Genomic DNA, 17,143 nt, shown 5'->3' on the forward strand with positions numbered 1-17,143 from the left:
ATTGTACCTCGGCTTCACTGACAAAAACGGTCAGTCAATCGGCAGGGACGAATAATAGTGATGTAAGTTCAGCGTAATCTCCCGCAGCATCTTAATAAGCATTTGAGGTTCCTTAACTTGAATTGTACCTCCATAACTGAGGAGTTGATAGGGAAGATGAGTGTGGATGGCTTTCTCCTGGACTTGAAAATGGGCTTCATATTGCGAGCGCTCTACTAGGGCATGGGCCAGGAACCAGTGCCCGCACAGGTCGTCCAGCGCTTGCTCACTCCCGGTGATTTTAACGGAGATCAGTTCTTCCGGTTTATCTACTTCAGGCAGGACGCTTGTGAGAATAAATTGGCGGGCCGAGAAATCGATCGGCCTCTCAAATGTCGTATCCATCTTGGACAACTCCCGGATGCGATCCACTCGAAAGCTGCGAATTTCGTTCCGCAGCTGACAGTGTCCAACGACATACCATTTGTTTTTCCAGCAAACGAGTCCATACGGATTCAGATCGCGGGTTTCAGCTGCCGCACCGTAGCCTTTTTGATAGTGCATGCGAAGCGTGACTCGTTTGGCGACGGCCATCTCCACTTCTTGCAGCAAGGAAGATTCAGCGGCATCCGCCTGCGGCGATATAACGTCCAGCCCCTGCTCATGAAGATGGATTTGCTCCAATTGCTCCCGATTGGTGTACAACTTAAGCTTGGCAACAGCCTGACTCAGCTTCTCTCCGTAGGGATACCCTGTCTCCAAAGCAAAGGAGGCCGCGTGGATAAGCGCCTTCTGCTCATCCAGATCGAAGACGAGCGGTACCTCGTTAAACTGCCCGAGCAAGCGGTAACCGCCATGATGCCCGGAATCCGATATGATGGGAACACCGCTCGCGCATAGCGCATCGATGTACCGGTACACCGTGCGGATGTGAATCTCCAGCTTTTCGGCTAATTGCTTCGCCGTTATTTGTTTATGTGATTTGATGAGCCATAGAATGGCTAGCATTTGATCCGCTTTTGACATTCGGGGCTAGTCCTCCTAGGGAAAGGTTTCCATATGATATCATCATAGCATGTTCCGGTCTCTTATTCTGCTTGGAGCTGAGGTTACTCTTCAAGATTCGATTCGCACGCGCATTTACCTAAGTGGCTGGCCATACGGTTCATATTCACGTTACATTGGAAGAATTCCAATGAGAAGGTCATTTTAGGCTCGTAAATCGGCTTTCAATTGGATGATTTCCAATAAAGCCTCTGAAATGAGCCATAATCAGGTCATTTCCAACCATCTCGTTGGAAATGATCCAATGAACTACACGAATAATCCGCCTAGACGACCTGCTCGTTGGATTTACTCCAACTAAACTTTATAACCAGATCTACGTATCAATCCTTCATCAGACCAAAGTGCCTCAAAAAGTGCCTACTGAGTAAATTAGCCGCTATCCCACACGAATCCTCAACAAATGGGAACTACGATCCCCTATTTAGCAATACAGCGCCACTTTAGTCCGCTATGCGAACTGAGGTCCTCTATTCCACCATTTTCAGCTCGAATAGCACCATCTCCCGTCAATTAAGACCCTGTAGTTCCCCAAAGACCCATAATCAGCTCATTCCGCTCAAATAGCGCCTTGTAGTTCCGCTCCCCCCATGCTCCCGCACAGCAACATACACTCACAAGCACATACAAGCACCCTTAATACGTTGCCACCCAACCAACCCAACAAAAAAAACCATCCCCAAGTAGAACACTACGCTCTACTCAAAGACAGCCCCTAGCAACATTTCTAAACAGACAGCCGCTCAACCAGCTGATGAGACGCGAGCACCAGGTCGCCGCGGATCGTGCAAGCATTCGGGTCAGCCAAGCTGTCCAGGAAATGCTGGACGACGCTGGCAAATCCCCTTCTCTCCAGCACGGTGTCCCAGCTTCCGAAGGAACGTACGCGCGGCGCGGCGCCTTTTTCATAGAAGACCGCTGACTCTAGATTCGTCACCTCGACCGAACGGCCGCTGCCGTGCAGCTCGACTTTTTCCAGATCCACGCCAGCCAGCCTCACCATGCTATAAGTGCCCTGCGATGAGCTAAAAGACAGTGTACCTGAGGCATGAAGCAGCTTTCCAACTTCATCCACTTGTTGATGAGACGAAGCCACTTCATAGGGGCTTTCCCCCAGCCAGAGCAAAAGATCCAGCATATGGATCAAATCATCATACAGCGTCTCTTTCGCGCCATGACCCTGCTGCTTAATCCGATGCTTAACCGCTGAACACCAATCGAAGTCACCTGCTTCCTTCAGCCAATCCCGCGCTTCGAGATAGAGCGGAGCAAACCTGCGGTTAAAGCCCGCTGCAAGGAGCACGCCTTTTCGTTCCGCATAAGAAGCCATCTCTACCGACTGCTCCCAATCGTAGGACAATGGCTTATCTACATAAACCGCCACACCCTGCTCCATGCTTTTCATAGCAAGTTCATAATGGGTCGGGGTCGGGCTGTGCACGAAAACAGCGTCCAAATCAAGCGCGAGCAGCTCTTCGAGCTTCGTTGTTCCGAACGGAATACGATATTTTGTCTTCATTCTTTCAACGGTTGCCGGTGTGGAGCTCATAATGCCAGCGATGTCTACTTGTTCATTAACGGAAAGCAGTGGAAGATATACTTTTTGCGCGATATCCCCAAGCCCGATGATTCCGATTCTTTTTCTTGTCATTTTGAAAAGTCAGCTCCTTATTTGTTTCCCGAGTACAAGGCGTCCTACCACGAATCCAAGTATCATCAGCACAGCGCCCACAAGTGTCGAAACGCCATAAACCTGCATCCACATCGGGGCCTCAGCAATGAGCTCATATACTTTTCCCCCAACAATCGGTCCTAAAAAGGCGGCAAAACCCGTAATCGCTGAGTACGTTGCAATGTACATGGGCCTTTCACTTTTCGGTGTATCGCCAATTGTAAATGTGAAGACCATCTGGTTAAACCCGCCGAGTCCTACACCCAGCACGATATGAACCGCATAAAGCACGACAATCGCCGGAATGAAGGCAATCGCCCCCCACAACAGACAAGCGAGGGCAATGATCGGTAAAGACCATAACAGCAAGGTTTGCGCTGAATAACGTGCGTTCAGGTTACCCCAAACATAGTAACTTGCCATCATGACCAACGTATGGACAACGGTGATGTAGGAGACTGTTTCATAATTAATGGCCATGAGCTTTAGCATCACATAGGAAAATAGCGGTACGGTCAAACTTTGCACAAATAAAAATACAGCTAAGAAAATAATCGCTTTTATAAAAGCGCGGTCCTTCAATGGCTTCCCAATCATTCCAATCGGATTCGATTCCTTGGATGGCTCGAAAGGCGGATTCGGATACAAGCAATACGCCAGTATATTGAGGAGCGCGCAAACGCCGACAATCATAAATAAATAGGTAAAACCCTGTCCTCCAGGATATTTATCCAGAATCTGCCCGCCTATGAAAAGGGCAAGGGAACTTACTCCGCCTAGAATCGTATTGCGAATTCCGAAATACCGCCCGCGAACCGGGCCCGGAACCGCATCACTAATTAGCGAGGTCCATACAACACCGCCTGCGGCATTGCCCAAATGAGCCACCGTATACAGAATGATGTACATCACGACCCACCAATCTTGCGGAAACAGAAACGGGATCAAACCCACGGAAGCCCATAATAACCTGTGAGAGGAGCCGAAAATGAGGAGCATCCGCTTGCGGTTCCTGAATTTTTGCATCGCTACAGCCATACCGATTTGGATGATATTCACCACGGTCGTGACGGCTAGTATAAACCCGATCTCCGTCGATGTCGCACCAAGGTACAATAAATAACCGGTCAAGAAAGGACCGCCCAAAAGCTGAAAAATCACAACAGCCGGGAATCCTTCCAGCGTAGCGATGAGGAGACTTTTTCGGTAGTAGGAGCGTTTTTTTCGGGGATTCCACAAGCTGTCCAGCATTTTCATAAGCGTGCTCGCCTCCATTTTGTAAGGGTAAAACCTATTGAAAGATCTAATAGTTTACAAGATATAGGGCGCTTATGGTAAAATGGGACAGACTACCTAATCTATCATGTCAGGCGGGATCATCGACATACTATGAAACCAAACCATTTTGGTCTTATCACAAGCTCAATACTCTTTTTGACCTTTATTGTACTCTCTCTTGTGTTTCAGTCAACAACTTATTTGTATATCGCCAGTGTAGGCCCGCTTCTCATTGTTCCTTTCCTTCCTGATATTCGTTCAGGCCAGTACATCAAGCCGAATCAGGCCAAAGGCGCTGTCCGACTTATTACGATGGAGAACAAAGACAAGTCAGGTTCCGATTTCCTAGTGATCTTGTTCGAGCAAGGTTTTGTTAAATGGGACCGTGGGCAGCTCTATTTCAATCTGGATGATGTCATGAGAGATGTTTATGTCAAACCAGATCCTTTTGCCGCCACAATGACGGTGCTCAAATATGACTTATCCCTGCATCGCAGCAAGAAGGGCTGGGTCGGCATCTCCTTGCCGCAGCTTCAGCAGCGTATGAGCCAGCTCTCTTATACGACGAATGAAATCAACAGAATCGTTATTCAATTATCCGATGTGAATGAGCTGCTGCAAAAAACAGTTTCGCAGCCTGCCGCAGCCGGAAGAAGTGTCGGTGCTTAAGCGACAAACGAGGCTGTCCTACGGTCATTGGATGACTTGGGGCAGCCTCTTTTTTATGGAGCCGAATTTTTAAGCCGATTTCTTGTACTTGATCCAGAAAAAAAGTATGAATGGTAACGCTGAATTCGAAGCGAAAAAAAACAATAACGACGGCAGGCCCGTGAGCGGCACATACTCAGCACCTTTAAGCGGAATTAATAATTGATCACCAATAGGACCGTCAGAGAAAATGATTGCCGATGTTGCATTCCAACCAAGATGGCTGCCTACTGCGATGGCCATGGAACCTGATTTTGAGTACGCATACGCCCATACAAGTCCCATCACAAAAGTAGCTGCAAACATCAAGATCATGACAGGAATATTGCCGAACAAACCATACGAGAACCAGTGATAAGCCCCAAACGCGGCTGCCGAAAGAACAATTCCCAATCGAACACCCAGACAGCGGATCAGTATGACAAGCAATGCACCTCGAAATAGCAATTCTTCAAACCAAACAGACTTCAAACTCCACCAACTTGCGGAGAAAAATTCTGACCATTGATAGCCTGAATTTATTTCCCAGCCCGCTGACGTAACCATAGACTCTGTCCATTTGACAACCACACAAACGAACAGCCCAATCAGTAAAGCAATTCCAAACTGCCGTAGGCGCAGACCAATGGGATTGTACCCTAGTACGGACAGTTGCTGCCTAATCGTGAAGCGAAGCAAAAGCCATGACAACAGTAAAATCACGATAATGCCTAACATTAGAAATCCCCTCCCTCTTTATTTATCAAGCATTAGTTACGCACATAAAAGGTAAAAATTCCCACTTTTTTCATACCAAAAAAATCAAAAAAAAGGCTCTCCCTCGGTCAATCGATGACTTTTGGGACAGCCTCATTTTTATTAGAAAGCATTTATCTTAATTGATCGCCGCATAAATAAGCAGCTAATGTCCGCACCATAACGCCTGTTGCTCCCTTGGGCTCAATGCCTTTGCCTGACCATAACCACGCAGTGCCGCCGGTATCGAGATGAATCCAAGGCGTTTCTTCGGCGAAGTACCCGATGAAAAGACCTCCGGTAATAGCTCCCGCCCAGCGATCTGAGGAGGCTTGGTTTTTAATATCCGCCACATCGCTTTTCAGCATCTCGCGATACTCCGGGTAGTTAGGCAGCTGCCAGAGCTTCTCGCCCGCTTCGCCAGCCGCTTGAAGCAATGGCTTCAGGAACTCATCATCGTTCGTCACAGCTCCCGTCGCTACATCGGCGAAGGAGATTAAGATAGCGCCCGTCAAAGTAGCGACATCGATCAGGCGATTTGCTCCGAGCTTCTTCGCGTAGGTGATCCCCTCCGCCAAGATGATACGGCCCTCTGCGTCCGTATTCAGCACTTCCACGGAGTGTCCGCTCAGCATCTTCACGATATCGCCTGGACGATAAGCCGAGCCGGACGTCATGTTTTCCGCGGATGGAATGACGACGACCAAGTTGATCTTGGGTTTCAGCTGCCCGGCGATGTGAAGAGCTCCAAGCAGCGTAGCGGCTCCGCCCATATCGCTGATCATCTCTTCCATGCCGTCGGGGCTTTTCATCGAGATGCCGCCGGTATCGAAGGTCACGCCTTTGCCGACGAGGCCCAGCACGTCGGCTGAGTCCGGATCACCCTTGTATTGCAGGGTGATCATCCGTGGCGGGTTGGCGCTGCCTGCGCCAACCGCGATCAAGCCGCCCATTCCGCGGGCGGCGATTTCGTGCTCATCCAGCACTTCGCAGCCGAAGCCGTAGTGCTGGGCAAGCTTCATGGCTTCCTCTGCGAGGGTAGCCGGAAGGAGCTTATTGGCCGGGAGGTTCGTGAGATCCCGGGCATAGTTCGTGCCCTCCGCAACCGCCTCAGCGGCTGCGATCGCCGACGCCAGAAGCGCTGCATCCGCAGCCGCTTCTGTGAGCAGTACCGCCCGGCGCAGCTCTGCGCGCGCCGGCTCGTTTTTGCGGTACACCGCGATGCGGTATGTACCGAGAAGCAGCCCTTCGGTCAGCGCCGTGACGGCGGACCGGCTGTCGAAGCCGCTTGGCAGCTTCAGCACCAAGCTTTCGAGCTTCAGCGCGAGTGCCTCGCGCGCTGCATGCACGGCGGCTGCTCGCAGCGTATCGCGCGAGGTTGCGGGGCCAAGCCCCGCAACGAGCACGTACGCGTACGGCAGCAGCCCGTAGGTGGGCAGCGCCTCGAGCTCGCCTGAGGCGCCCGTGAAGATGCCCTTCGCGCGCAGGCGCTGAAGGGCTTGATCGAGCTGCGGCTCGTCGAGGACGGAGTCCTCGCGCAGCTCGGCTTCACTTAGGCAGACGACGATGGCGTCTGCCCCTTGCTCGTTATGCGTGAATGACGTGAACACGCCCGTCGTAATTGCTGTGTTTTTTTCAAACATAGTGTCATTCTCCCTGTTAGCTTAATAAAAAGATGCTGCCTTCTGAATAACGGACTGCATAGGCAGGTGATATGGGCATTTCTCTTCGCAAATCGGCTTCTCTTTGCACGGATCATGGTCAGCACAGCCTACTATTCTATCCTTTTGTCTTTCGAAAAATCCCTCGCCCTTCGGCAGTAAACCAAATTTTTCTCTAAACTTGCTCGAAATCATCACATCCGGAATGGCAATTTCAAGTGGGCAGGAGCAGTAGTTGCATCGTCTGCAATCATGTTGACCGAGTTCAACGGCCAATTGTTCGAGCTCTTGACGCTCTTCCGTTCCAACCTCCTGCTCTTGCGCAGCCAGGTTTTCCTGCACTTCCTTCACACTGACCATCCCCGAAATGGTTACATGAACGTTCTGGCTGTAAGGATACCGGATGGCCCGGTCAACGGGTTGAATAAATCCTCCTGATAGTGGCTTCATCGCAACCTTCATCAAATCCATCTCTGTTGCTTTGGGAATAAGCTCCTCTAAGGCAAAAGGCTGCGCTAAATTCAAATGAAACAAAATTTGATCGAATTGCCCTTTTGCGATCCATTTCGTCAGCAAATCCGGCCGATGTCCGGAAATTCCGATGAATCGGACTTTGCCTTCTCGCTGAGCTTCAAGCGCGGCTTTGTAAGCGCCTTCGATATCCATAGCCTTTTTAAATTCAGTTACGTAGTTCACATAGTGAATTTGCAATAAATCGACATGGTCCGTTTTCATACGTACCAGGCTTCGCTCGATCTCCGCCTTCGCCGTTTCGTAATCACGCGCCCCTGTCTTCGTCGCCAAAAAATACTCGTCCCTGCGATGCGAAATGCATTCGCCGATGATCTCTTCGCTGTTGCGATAGGCGGCTGCAGTGTCGATATAATTAATGCCGTGATCCAGGGCATAATTCAACGCCTCTCTAGCCTGTTCCAAGGGTACATTGGGAAGATTCATTGCCCCAAAGCCCAGTGACGATACGTTATAGCCGGATTTACCGAATCTCGAATACCTCAAGCCAAGATCACCCTTCCATTCCGTTAACGAAGATATGAATAATTGCACATGCAACTATTGTAATACAACTCTATCCTACTTTCCACGAGATCGTGCATGCTTAGAGGAACTACAGGGTGCTATATCTTTAGAAAACTGTATATTGGAGTGCGTATGGGAACCACAGGGCGCTATTCTCTCTAAATGAACAGCAATTCGTCGCAAACTAGAAAGTAAGGGATCAGAGTTCCCTTACATCTACCAAGCGCCTGTTTTGCAGCAAATAGTGGCCCCTAGTTCCCCTATCGGAAAATCCATGTAGATCTCGCTAGGTGGCTGAGGCAGCCCCTGCCACCTCTCCCCAAAATAAAAAAACCTGAGACACTCATCAAAGTGTCTCAGGGTTACAATTCATCAATCATCCTTGCCGTCCTTCTTCTGTCCCCAATCCCGATTGCCCCAATTCCAATTGAAATTGTTATCATCTGACTTTGGAGTCGATGTCGGCTTTGCCGTCGGTTTCGCTGTCGGTTTTGCCGTCGGCTTGCTCGTGCTTGTTGGTTTGACGGTAGGTTTTACACTAGGCTTTGGGGTCTCTCGTGGCTTTGACGATGATCCATTTTTCGGATCATCGTCATTGTCGTCCTTACTGCCTGGTTTTGATGTATTTTTGTCCTCATCGTCATTATCCTTGCCGTTGTTATCCCTGCCATTGTTATCTTTGCCGTTTTTATTATCGTTGTCGTTCTTGCCATTCTTGTCATTATTGTCATCTCTATCGTCACGGCCATTTTTAACATTCTGGCCGTTCTTGTTATCATTGCGGTTGTTTTTTGGCGTAGGCGTAGGTGTCGGCTTCACGCTAGGCTTGCCATTGTTCTCGTTTTTACCGATCTTGGTATTGTTATTATTGCCATTGCCATTTTTATCGTTCTTGTCGTTCTTGTCATTCTTATCGTTTTTATCATTGCTTGCATTGCTTTTGCCTTTATCTCGGTCATTTTGAATTTGCTGAATTCGCTCACTCAATTTCCCTGATTTTTCATCGGCGACAAGTCTTTGCAGTGAAGACTTATCGATAGGCTTTGATGATGGCACCAGCTTGTCGATCCCGCCGTTTTCTTTGGCCAGCTGATGAATGGAGACGCTTTTGATGTCATCCAGCGATACTTTTGCTCCGTTGTCTACGGCATTGAGATAGATGGCATATTTCCCTGCGGATACACCGCTGGCCTTGGCTTCTTGTCTCACTTCTTGCGGTGCTGCGAACGCCGTCACTTCATAGTTTTGAACTTGATCGGGATGCGATTGCTCAATATGCTTGCTCACCTGATTCTTCAATTTGGTGGCTATCGCCTCATCATTCACCGCTGCTTTTTGTTCTACGACTGTAGATGAGATGATAATATCGCCTTCCCCTTTGGCAAGGGCTCCCTGCTCCGCTTTATCTAAGATGTCTGAGGTAACAGCTTCTAACGACTTGCCCTTGTACTCCAAGGTGCTGATTAACTCATCGCCGTCTGAATTTAATCCCTGTAGATCTTGAACAACCTCTTTGTCATCAATCCCAATTTCGACACTTGGGTTGATATCGATGGTTACGTAAGCAACCACTTGGCCACCTGGCACACTTCCCGTTAAAGTGGATACCAAGACGAAGCACACGATAATTGCGGCGGCCAAACCAGATAGAATTCCTATTTGCGGTACCCGGAAGCGTCTTATCGCAGGTGCGAACAGGATTTCTTCTCCTACTTCACAGTTTCGTGTTCCCCTAGGGAGCTTCTCAAATCGACCCTCTGGACTCATGACAATAATGGAGCTGTCACTAATTTCCATTACGATTCCCTTGTTCATGCGCTGTTCTTCCTTTCTTAATGCCGTCCTCATTCTCGAATATGTAAATAATCCCGCAAGTAAGGGTATGGACCGTTGTAGATGAGAGCAATAGCTATCAAATACTTACGGTTGCGCTCCAAGGTTTTTCTAGAAACCTGTACTTGCTCCAGCAGCTCTTTAATGGGTAGCTGCCGTTTCGTTAGAAGAGTCCGCATAAGTTCCGCATCCTGTGCCAGCGTCCGACCAATGCCGAAAAGCATCTGTCTGGAATCGTCATGTTTAGGAGAGGCTTCCGTCAACTCAGAGAAATCGATATCAAAGTCACTTAAGCAGCGACTGAAATCCATAATTTCACTTCGCCGTTCTTCAAGTCCTTTTTGCTTTTCATAAGCTTCTATGGCTTGATGAACCTCAATCGGATTGAGTAGGTTATCTTCATCATCTTCCTGATCGAATGAACTATAAGGAATCTGTCCTTTGAAACGTTGTTCTTTTCGCAAGAAATCAATTAACCTTCTCCGCATGACGGTTTCGGCAAACCCGAGGAAAGATCTCCCCATCACAGAAGAATATTGATTAATGGCTTCATTAAATGCCCCTAAAGCAATGCTGAATTCATCATCCCTAGCCGGATCTATATACCTTTTACAGAACCTGCTTGTCACTTTAGCCACATAGGGCTGATAGTCTGAAATAAATTGATTCCTAAGTCTTAGGTCTCCTGATTGAATTTGATGTATGGTAACCTCAAGGGAAGAGGCATAGGATTCACTTTGACCCTGGGATTCCTTTTTTCCAAGGAACCTTTTGAATAGTACCAGTAGCACCTTTCCACCTCACAGTATAGTAATTTCGTCCTTATGTATATCAATTCGGGGGGTACAATATATGTAAAACAGAAATAAAAAGCAAATTTATTATAACATAGATGTCCAAATGAGCACCTACTGGGAAATAAAACCTCTGTAGACGATTTCAATTTAAACTAGAATCCTTTACAATTATGGTAAGGAGGTGTTTCATTTGGAACAAGGTAATCAATTTGGCAAGTTTCTCGAGACGCTGCGAGGCAAGATGTCCTTGCGCAAGGTTGCCAGCAAAAGCGGCCTGTCTCATGCGTACATTCGAGACTTAGAGCTCGGACGTAATCGTACCACGAATGACATCATCAAGCCATCCCCTGACACCTTAAGGAAGCTTTCGCAAGCTTATCAATATCCTTACACGGATCTTTTAATGAAAGCCGGATATCTGGAAGAAGCGTCATCTTGGCAGACGCCTAACGAAATCCGTTTAGATAATGTCTGGTATGTGGAGTTCGGTACGAAATCGATCAAATACGTCTCACAAGATGGCATGGTGGAAGAAAACGTAGAATCACTCGTGGCTTTTACTAGTTTCATAGAAGCATTAATGGATCTTCAATTTGCAAAAATGGATATGCACCTGTTCGTCAATCTGAACAAAATAAAAAAGTATGCCCCCTCAGAAGGCAAACTTTATTTTGATGCTTATGAAGAAGGACCTTATGTTACCATCGCTGCCATGGCGCAGATGAAACATCATCAAACCCTTGTGGATTATGTGGCTCGCAATACTGGCGCTACTGCTCAGGCCGATGGCGATGGCCATCCCTTATCGTTGAAAGCTAAGCTCCTTACCTAGCATAACATAGATGAATAGAGCTGTTGCGATACCAAGCATTTGAATCGGCATCAGTGCGCTTAGCACGCTGTTTGGATAGGAATGTCGGTAAATAATTCCAACGATTACGACAATAATGAAAAGATAGAAGCCTGCATTTTCTTTGGTTGGCATTATTCGCGTGTAATGCGTCAAGAACGTAAAACCCAGGCGAAGTTTATGTATTCCTGCAAGAATAGCGCATTTCGCGCCTAATGCCAGAAGCAGGACGATAACGAACTCATCCGGTTTATTTTTCATTGCTGCATACGAAGTGAGCGGAGTCAGTTCCCATATCGCATAAACGCCAGTCGATACAATCACAGACAGGATGTATCCGGATAATGCGAGAATGACGGCAGGAATCGGATAAAATTTCCAAACAGATACTAATAGCACACAGATGATACTTATGTATAAAATAGGCCTTTGGCCTAGGTATGTGACCAACATTCCAGCCAGGAAAGCCAAAGCAATCGGCAACCCGTGCGGCTTTATTTTTTGTCTAAATAGAACCAATGAGAATAAAATCATGGGAACAAAATCAAGACAGGTCAAGATAAATATCGCCCATGTAAACAAATACTAACCCCTCATTTCTAAGCTTGCTCTTCAGAAATTACATCAATTAACTCTGCAACTAGAATTATACAGGATAATAGATCTTTTGCGTTCAATATGGACTAAGTTGGCTGTTTCTGAGCATAAGCTGACAGAATGCATAGATGGTCTTAGAGAAATGGAGTGCGATGATCGTATGGGGCATCCTTACACCGTTGCCATTGTGGAAGATAATCATTGGGTTGGTAAATTACTTGAAATCTATTGTCAGCAGTGCGAATTAGATGTCGTTTCGATCGCCACGGACGGCGAACAATTCATTCGAATGTATGAACAGCTTCTCCCGGATATCCTGCTTGTCGATATTGGCCTGGAAGGCAATCTGAACGGCATTGCCATGGTACAGACTTTACGCAAAGCCGGTTATCAGCAGAAGGTCATCATGGTTAGCGGAACGACCAATATCGATCATATCCTCACGAGTTTTCATGACCTGGGCTCTGTTTATTTCTTGTCAAAGCCCGTGATGCTGCCTGAGTTTCAAGCCGCCATCCGCAAAGCCATTACCGAGATTCAATTGGAACGCAGTCATACACAGCAAACGCCAGGCTCAATGAAAACAAATTGGATTACTGTAAAAAATCAAAAATCGCAGTTACCGATCTCGGAGGAATCGATTCTTTTCATCGAGAAAGAGGACAAGCGATTAACCAGAATTCATCTCAAGAATGGTGCACAGATGGATTCCAGCACCAACTTATCGGATATCTTATCTCAGAGCTCGCCATTGATGTTCAGCCCCTTCAAGGGCTTTCTTGTCAATATGCGGCATGTTGTCAGCTACGTGAAGGACAGCGGATTTCCTACATCCCGCAGGTTTCTTATTCACTTGAATCATACGCCCATAAAAATCCCTTTAAGCAGAAGTCTGCAAAAAGAATTCGGGCGGTTGCTCCAGGAATTGCATGACCAAGTCTAGACTCATCACAACAAAAAGCCGCCCCCTCTTCCGTTAGGAAAAGATAGCGGCTTTTATCGTTAGAACCTCTACATGGGCTTGGAGGTTTTTTTGTTTTTCAGCTTATCGCGGCGTACACTCAGCATTTTCAATCGTTTCATGAGCTGCTCTTCCCATTCGGCATCCGCTAAGGATTTCGCCACCATGAGCAGATCCAGCGCCATATCGATTTGGCTGCGCACAATATCCATAGGCTCTTCGCCTTCATGATTCACACAATTGTCATGCAGCAAATGGTCTTTCCCATCTACGTATTCTAAAAAATCGACCTCGGCAGCCCCATCACCATGGGCGTATTCCGCCAGTATCTCGTATTCGTTCTCTACCAGATAGTGAACCTCAATATGGTGACATACCGGGCAGAAGAGAATCGGCACATTATGAATTTGTGTACGGATGTGCTTCAATGTACCTTTTGTTCCAATCATACTAGCGCCACAACAAAAACTCATCGATATCACTCCCTTTGCGTTTTCCGTGAGGAAAACTTGCATCATAGCATCATCTTTGTCACCCGGATTAATCCAATATATTCGCCTTAAAAGTGTGAAATTCCTTTTTTACGAGACATCTAGATTTTAGCAATCCACGCATATTTTTCTGTTGAAAAGCGAATGCTTTTACAAGAAAATGGTCGCCCGAAATGCGATTGTCCAGAAAAGAGGAATAACCTTGAAAACTTCACCAATCTCGGAGTATGAGGTGCCTGGAAGGTATTACAAGGACTTACTCCATCTTATGGTTGTAGGTACAAATTCGCTCTATACATATTGGGAAATATCTGACAGGCGCAGGTGGCTGGTGTCCCAGCATTTTGAATGTGACTTCGGCGCTATGCCGTGTGTCATCCGTTTGTACGATGTGACGCATGTACTCTTTAATGGACATAATGCCCATACCTCCTGGGATACAACCGTGCCGCCTGAAACTACGAATGCCTACTTGCATCAAGCTGGGGCTAATCGCAGCTATATCGTGGATGTAGGGACGTATACGTGGGAGCATGAGTTTATCCCTTTACTTCGATCCAATTGTGTCGCAACCCCCAAAGATTCGGAAGAGAATTGGGGAGAACCGAGGTGACGATAAGTTTTGATTAATCGCTTGAAATCGAAGCCTGAGATTAAGGGGTATTTCGCCCTCGTCCTGCATGCTCATCTTCCTTATATCAGCCACCAAGGTCCGGACGTTGCGTTGGAAGAACGCTGGTTTTTTGAGGCTATGACAGAAACGTATTTGCCATTATTGGAAGTCATGCAGCAGCTCTCGCAAGATCAAATTGATTTCCGCATGACCATCTCCATAACTCCAACACTTTTATCTCTGTTCAGCGATCCGTTCTGGCAAGCCAACTATCGGGTTTATCTCCAAAAGCTCATTACGCTAACAGATAGCGAACAGGTTCGGTTGCAACAGGACCCCGTCCTCCTTCCGGCTGCCTACCAGTATTCGCAGAAGTTTCAAAAGCTGCAGGATTTGTACGAAAGTTATGACGGAAATGTCATTGTCGCCTTCAAACATTTTCAAGAATTAGGACACATAGAAATCGTAACATCCGCCGCTACGCACGCCTATCTGCCTTTGATGCAAACGGAAGAATCTATAAGAGCTCAGATTCTAACCGCGGTGAAAGACTTTGAGCGTTATTTCGATCAAAAGCCACGCGGCTTCTGGTTACCCGAATGCGGCTATACGCCGGGGATTGAGCGGATTTTGAGCGAAGCCGGCATCCGGTATATATTCACGGACGCAACCGCCGTTGCTTTTGCATCCCCTCACCCCCATCGTGAACAGTTGGCTCCGCTGCTGACGTCGACTGACGGCGTGACGGCATTTCCATGCGATCTAACATCTATGCATCAAATTTGCTCTCCTGAGGATGGGTATAGCAGCGATTTTCTTTATCGAGATTATTACTCGGCTAACGAAGCAGGGTTCAAATACGACCGCAATACAAGTAAAGGCCGGCTCAAAATGCCCTATCATCCGGCACTCGCCTCCGAAAGAGCGGAAGAGCATGCCGATGATTTTCTCAAACATCGCCAAAAACAGGTGCAACAAGCGCTTCGCTGGCTGGATCGAAAGCCGGTTATCGTCTCCTCTTTTCAAGCGGAGCTTTTTGGGCATTGGTGGTATGAAGGTCCCCACTTTCTGGAGCAGCTATGCCGCAAAATGTTTCTCGATCAGACGACGGTGAAAATGATTACGCCCAGCGAGTATCTGGATGAGTATCCTACGGCCGGCGTTGGCCAATTGAACCCTTCCAGCGCAGGCCGCAACCACAGCTCTGAAATCTGGCTGCAAGCAGGCAATGACTGGATTTACTGTCATCTTCATGAAGCGGAGAAGCGGATGATTCACTTCGCCACAAATCAGGAGCATCTTCATCACGCTGAGAAAACAAATACCGATGTGTTCAAACGTGCTTTGAATCAAGCCGCCAGAGAGCTCATGCTGGCTCAGAGCAGCGATTGGGCGTTCATGATGGACTCGGCAACCTACGCGGATTATGCCAACCGCCGGATAAAAAAGCATCTTGGCTGCTTCCATCTACTTTGTGATCAATTGAATAGCAACCAGATTGATGAGGATTTCCTTGCTGCACTAGAGGAACAAGACCACTGCCTTCCGGATGTCGACTATCAAGCTTTCAGAAGCACCAGCCTCCAGTCGCCTATTCCTATAATTTCTAGCAGAAGTGAATGGGAAGACTTACTCGAAGCTACAAAACATCGCCACAATGTGTTCATGCTTGCGTGGGAATATCCGCCCAAACAAGTCGGCGGTTTATCGAAAGCCGTCCATGAACTGTCGGAAGCCCTTGCTTCCCTCGGAGAAATCGTGCATGTCATCACGACGTCCTATGACGGCGCACCTTCTTTTGAGAATAAAAATGGCGTCTATGTCCATCGATTGCCTGTTCAGCATTCCGGTGATACATCCTTTTATCATTGGACTTTTGAAATGAATCTCGCCATGACGGATCATCTGGTCAACTGGGTGGAGAATGGCGGCCGCATCGATCTTCTGCATGCCCATGATTGGATGGTTTTTCACGCTGCGAGAGAAATAAAAATGAGTTATAACATCCCTCTGATAGCGACGATTCACGCGACGGAATGGGGAAGAAATCAAGGGAATTTGGGTTCTGACCTACAGCGCAAAATTCATCAGTTAGAGTGGAAACTGACGTATGAGGCCAACCGCGTTTTTGTTTGCAGCTCCTATATGAAAGAGGAAGTTGTCCGCATCTTCAGCTTGCCTCCGGATAAAGTCATTGTTCATCCGAATGGCATTCAGCTCTCTCTGGCATCCAGCAAGGAAACAGCGAAACGTCCTCGTGAAATTGCGAAACAGGATAAAGTCATTTTCTATATTGGCAGGCTTGTTTATGAAAAGGGAATTCATACGCTCATCCATGCCATGCCGGGCATCTTAACGCATGTGCCGCAAACAAAGCTCATCATTGCCGGCTCAGGACCGATGGAAAACGAACTTCGCGCGTTAGCGGCCCATTTAGGAGATCGCGTCTTATTTACTGGCTTCATAGAGGATAGCTACCGTACCCAGCTCTATCAATATGCCCATGTTTGTGTCATACCGAGCTTATATGAGCCTTTCGGAATCGTTGCCTTGGAGGCAATGGCCAGTCGGCGGCCCCTCGTACTCTCGGATACAGGCGGTCTGGCTGAAATCATTCGGCATGGCTTGGACGGCTACAAAGCTCTGCCGGGACATGTCGATTCGCTGGCATGGCATATTACCGAAATGCTGCTGCATCCCAAATTAGCCACCAAAATGGCCGACAGTGCCTACCAACTGCTGCTGAAAAACTACCAATGGAACCATATCGCTGCGCATGTTCAGGAGGATTATCGCAAACTAACCCACAAGCTCTCCGACATTCCAGTTACAGTAAAAAGTTAATAACTCTGAGGAGGACCCACT

At 47.6% G+C, this 17,143-nt stretch carries 15 protein-coding genes; 5 read left to right on the forward strand and 10 right to left on the reverse strand.

Translation table 11 applies throughout. The features are described 5' to 3' along the window. Positions 1-30 precede the first annotated feature (30 nt). The 3 genes from ACKTT9_RS33155 to ACKTT9_RS33165 all read right to left on the reverse strand — a co-directional run bounded on the left by ACKTT9_RS33155 (position 31) and on the right by ACKTT9_RS33165 (position 3,973). On the reverse strand, positions 31-1,005 hold the full coding sequence (locus ACKTT9_RS33155; protein WP_407869349.1) for a helix-turn-helix transcriptional regulator: 975 nt from the start codon (positions 1,003-1,005) through the stop codon (positions 31-33). Between the two features lie 766 nt (positions 1,006-1,771). Continuing rightward, positions 1,772-2,695: a Gfo/Idh/MocA family protein gene (locus ACKTT9_RS33160; protein ID WP_407869350.1), complete on the reverse strand. Its 924-nt coding sequence runs from the start codon at positions 2,693-2,695 to the stop codon at positions 1,772-1,774. Positions 2,696-2,704: 9 nt separating this feature from the next. Beyond that, positions 2,705-3,973 carry an MFS transporter gene (locus ACKTT9_RS33165; RefSeq protein ID WP_407869351.1) on the reverse strand — a complete coding sequence of 423 codons (1,269 nt, stop codon included), beginning with the start codon at positions 3,971-3,973 and terminating at the stop codon, positions 2,705-2,707. Positions 3,974-4,105: 132 nt separating this feature from the next. Here ACKTT9_RS33165 and ACKTT9_RS33170 point away from each other — a divergent pair, with 132 nt between their 5' ends. Then, complete coding sequence (locus ACKTT9_RS33170; RefSeq protein WP_407869352.1) at positions 4,106-4,663, forward strand: hypothetical protein; 558 nt, start codon at positions 4,106-4,108, stop codon at positions 4,661-4,663. Between the two features lie 69 nt (positions 4,664-4,732). On the opposite strand, the gene ACKTT9_RS33175 is transcribed toward ACKTT9_RS33170, so the two are convergent. The 5 genes from ACKTT9_RS33175 to sigI all read right to left on the reverse strand — a co-directional run bounded on the left by ACKTT9_RS33175 (position 4,733) and on the right by sigI (position 10,760). Beyond that, the gene (locus ACKTT9_RS33175; protein WP_407869353.1) at positions 4,733-5,419 is read right to left on the reverse strand and encodes a lysostaphin resistance A-like protein; all 687 of its coding nucleotides are present in this window, start codon (positions 5,417-5,419) and stop codon (positions 4,733-4,735) included. A 152-nt stretch (positions 5,420-5,571) separates the two neighbouring features. Next, positions 5,572-7,080 carry a leucyl aminopeptidase gene (locus tag ACKTT9_RS33180; protein ID WP_407869354.1) on the reverse strand — a complete coding sequence of 503 codons (1,509 nt, stop codon included), beginning with the start codon at positions 7,078-7,080 and terminating at the stop codon, positions 5,572-5,574. A gap of 21 nt (positions 7,081-7,101) precedes the next feature. Next, positions 7,102-8,115, reverse strand: a complete 1,014-nt coding sequence (locus tag ACKTT9_RS33185; RefSeq protein ID WP_407869355.1) for an aldo/keto reductase — start codon at positions 8,113-8,115, stop codon at positions 7,102-7,104. A 393-nt stretch (positions 8,116-8,508) separates the two neighbouring features. Next, positions 8,509-9,951 carry an anti-sigma factor domain-containing protein gene (locus ACKTT9_RS33190; protein ID WP_407869356.1) on the reverse strand — a complete coding sequence of 481 codons (1,443 nt, stop codon included), beginning with the start codon at positions 9,949-9,951 and terminating at the stop codon, positions 8,509-8,511. A 29-nt stretch (positions 9,952-9,980) separates the two neighbouring features. Further along, complete coding sequence (sigI, locus tag ACKTT9_RS33195; RefSeq protein WP_127455543.1) at positions 9,981-10,760, reverse strand: RNA polymerase sigma factor SigI; 780 nt, start codon at positions 10,758-10,760, stop codon at positions 9,981-9,983. 196 nt (positions 10,761-10,956) lie between these two features. Between sigI and ACKTT9_RS33200 the strand changes: the two genes are divergently transcribed. Further along, complete coding sequence (locus ACKTT9_RS33200; protein WP_407869357.1) at positions 10,957-11,598, forward strand: helix-turn-helix domain-containing protein; 642 nt, start codon at positions 10,957-10,959, stop codon at positions 11,596-11,598. On the opposite strand, the gene ACKTT9_RS33205 is transcribed toward ACKTT9_RS33200, so the two are convergent. Beyond that, positions 11,569-12,198: a hypothetical protein gene (locus ACKTT9_RS33205; RefSeq protein WP_407869358.1), complete on the reverse strand. Its 630-nt coding sequence runs from the start codon at positions 12,196-12,198 to the stop codon at positions 11,569-11,571. The two genes, ACKTT9_RS33200 and ACKTT9_RS33205, sit on opposite strands and share 30 nt — an antisense overlap. Before the next feature lie 85 nt (positions 12,199-12,283). On the opposite strand from ACKTT9_RS33205, the gene ACKTT9_RS33210 reads away from it, so the two are divergent. Beyond that, positions 12,284-13,156 carry a LytR/AlgR family response regulator transcription factor gene (locus ACKTT9_RS33210; RefSeq protein ID WP_407869359.1) on the forward strand — a complete coding sequence of 291 codons (873 nt, stop codon included), beginning with the start codon at positions 12,284-12,286 and terminating at the stop codon, positions 13,154-13,156. 68 nt (positions 13,157-13,224) lie between these two features. Here the strand turns inward: ACKTT9_RS33210 and ACKTT9_RS33215 are convergent, their stop codons facing one another. Further along, the gene (locus tag ACKTT9_RS33215) at positions 13,225-13,647 is read right to left on the reverse strand and encodes a hypothetical protein (protein ID WP_157318027.1); all 423 of its coding nucleotides are present in this window, start codon (positions 13,645-13,647) and stop codon (positions 13,225-13,227) included. A 220-nt stretch (positions 13,648-13,867) separates the two neighbouring features. On the opposite strand from ACKTT9_RS33215, the gene ACKTT9_RS33220 reads away from it, so the two are divergent. Together ACKTT9_RS33220 and ACKTT9_RS33225 are read left to right on the forward strand one after the other, a co-directional pair. After that, positions 13,868-14,278, forward strand: coding sequence for a DUF4912 domain-containing protein (locus tag ACKTT9_RS33220; RefSeq protein WP_407869360.1), 411 nt, complete (start codon positions 13,868-13,870; stop codon positions 14,276-14,278). A gap of 9 nt (positions 14,279-14,287) precedes the next feature. After that, positions 14,288-17,122 carry a 1,4-alpha-glucan branching protein domain-containing protein gene (locus ACKTT9_RS33225; protein ID WP_407869361.1) on the forward strand — a complete coding sequence of 945 codons (2,835 nt, stop codon included), beginning with the start codon at positions 14,288-14,290 and terminating at the stop codon, positions 17,120-17,122. The last annotated feature ends 21 nt before the right edge of the window (positions 17,123-17,143 follow it).

Source organism: Paenibacillus sp. P36, from assembly GCF_045866505.1.
GTDB lineage: Bacteria > Bacillota > Bacilli > Paenibacillales > NBRC-103111 > Paenibacillus_E > Paenibacillus_E chondroitinus.

Bases quoted from the DNA above. Each gene is read 5' to 3' on its own strand.
- ACKTT9_RS33155 (WP_407869349.1), bottom strand. From the start codon at position 1,005: ATGTCAAAAGCGGATCAAATGCTAGCCATTCTATGGCTCATCAAATCA.
- ACKTT9_RS33160 (WP_407869350.1), bottom strand. From the start codon at position 2,695: ATGACAAGAAAAAGAATCGGAATCATCGGGCTTGGGGATATCGCGCAA.
- ACKTT9_RS33165 (WP_407869351.1), bottom strand. From the start codon at position 3,973: ATGAAAATGCTGGACAGCTTGTGGAATCCCCGAAAAAAACGCTCCTAC.
- ACKTT9_RS33170 (WP_407869352.1), top strand. From the start codon at position 4,106: ATGAAACCAAACCATTTTGGTCTTATCACAAGCTCAATACTCTTTTTG.
- ACKTT9_RS33175 (WP_407869353.1), bottom strand. From the start codon at position 5,419: ATGTTAGGCATTATCGTGATTTTACTGTTGTCATGGCTTTTGCTTCGC.
- ACKTT9_RS33180 (WP_407869354.1), bottom strand. From the start codon at position 7,080: ATGTTTGAAAAAAACACAGCAATTACGACGGGCGTGTTCACGTCATTC.
- ACKTT9_RS33190 (WP_407869356.1), bottom strand. From the start codon at position 9,951: ATGAACAAGGGAATCGTAATGGAAATTAGTGACAGCTCCATTATTGTC.
- ACKTT9_RS33215 (WP_157318027.1), bottom strand. From the start codon at position 13,647: ATGAGTTTTTGTTGTGGCGCTAGTATGATTGGAACAAAAGGTACATTG.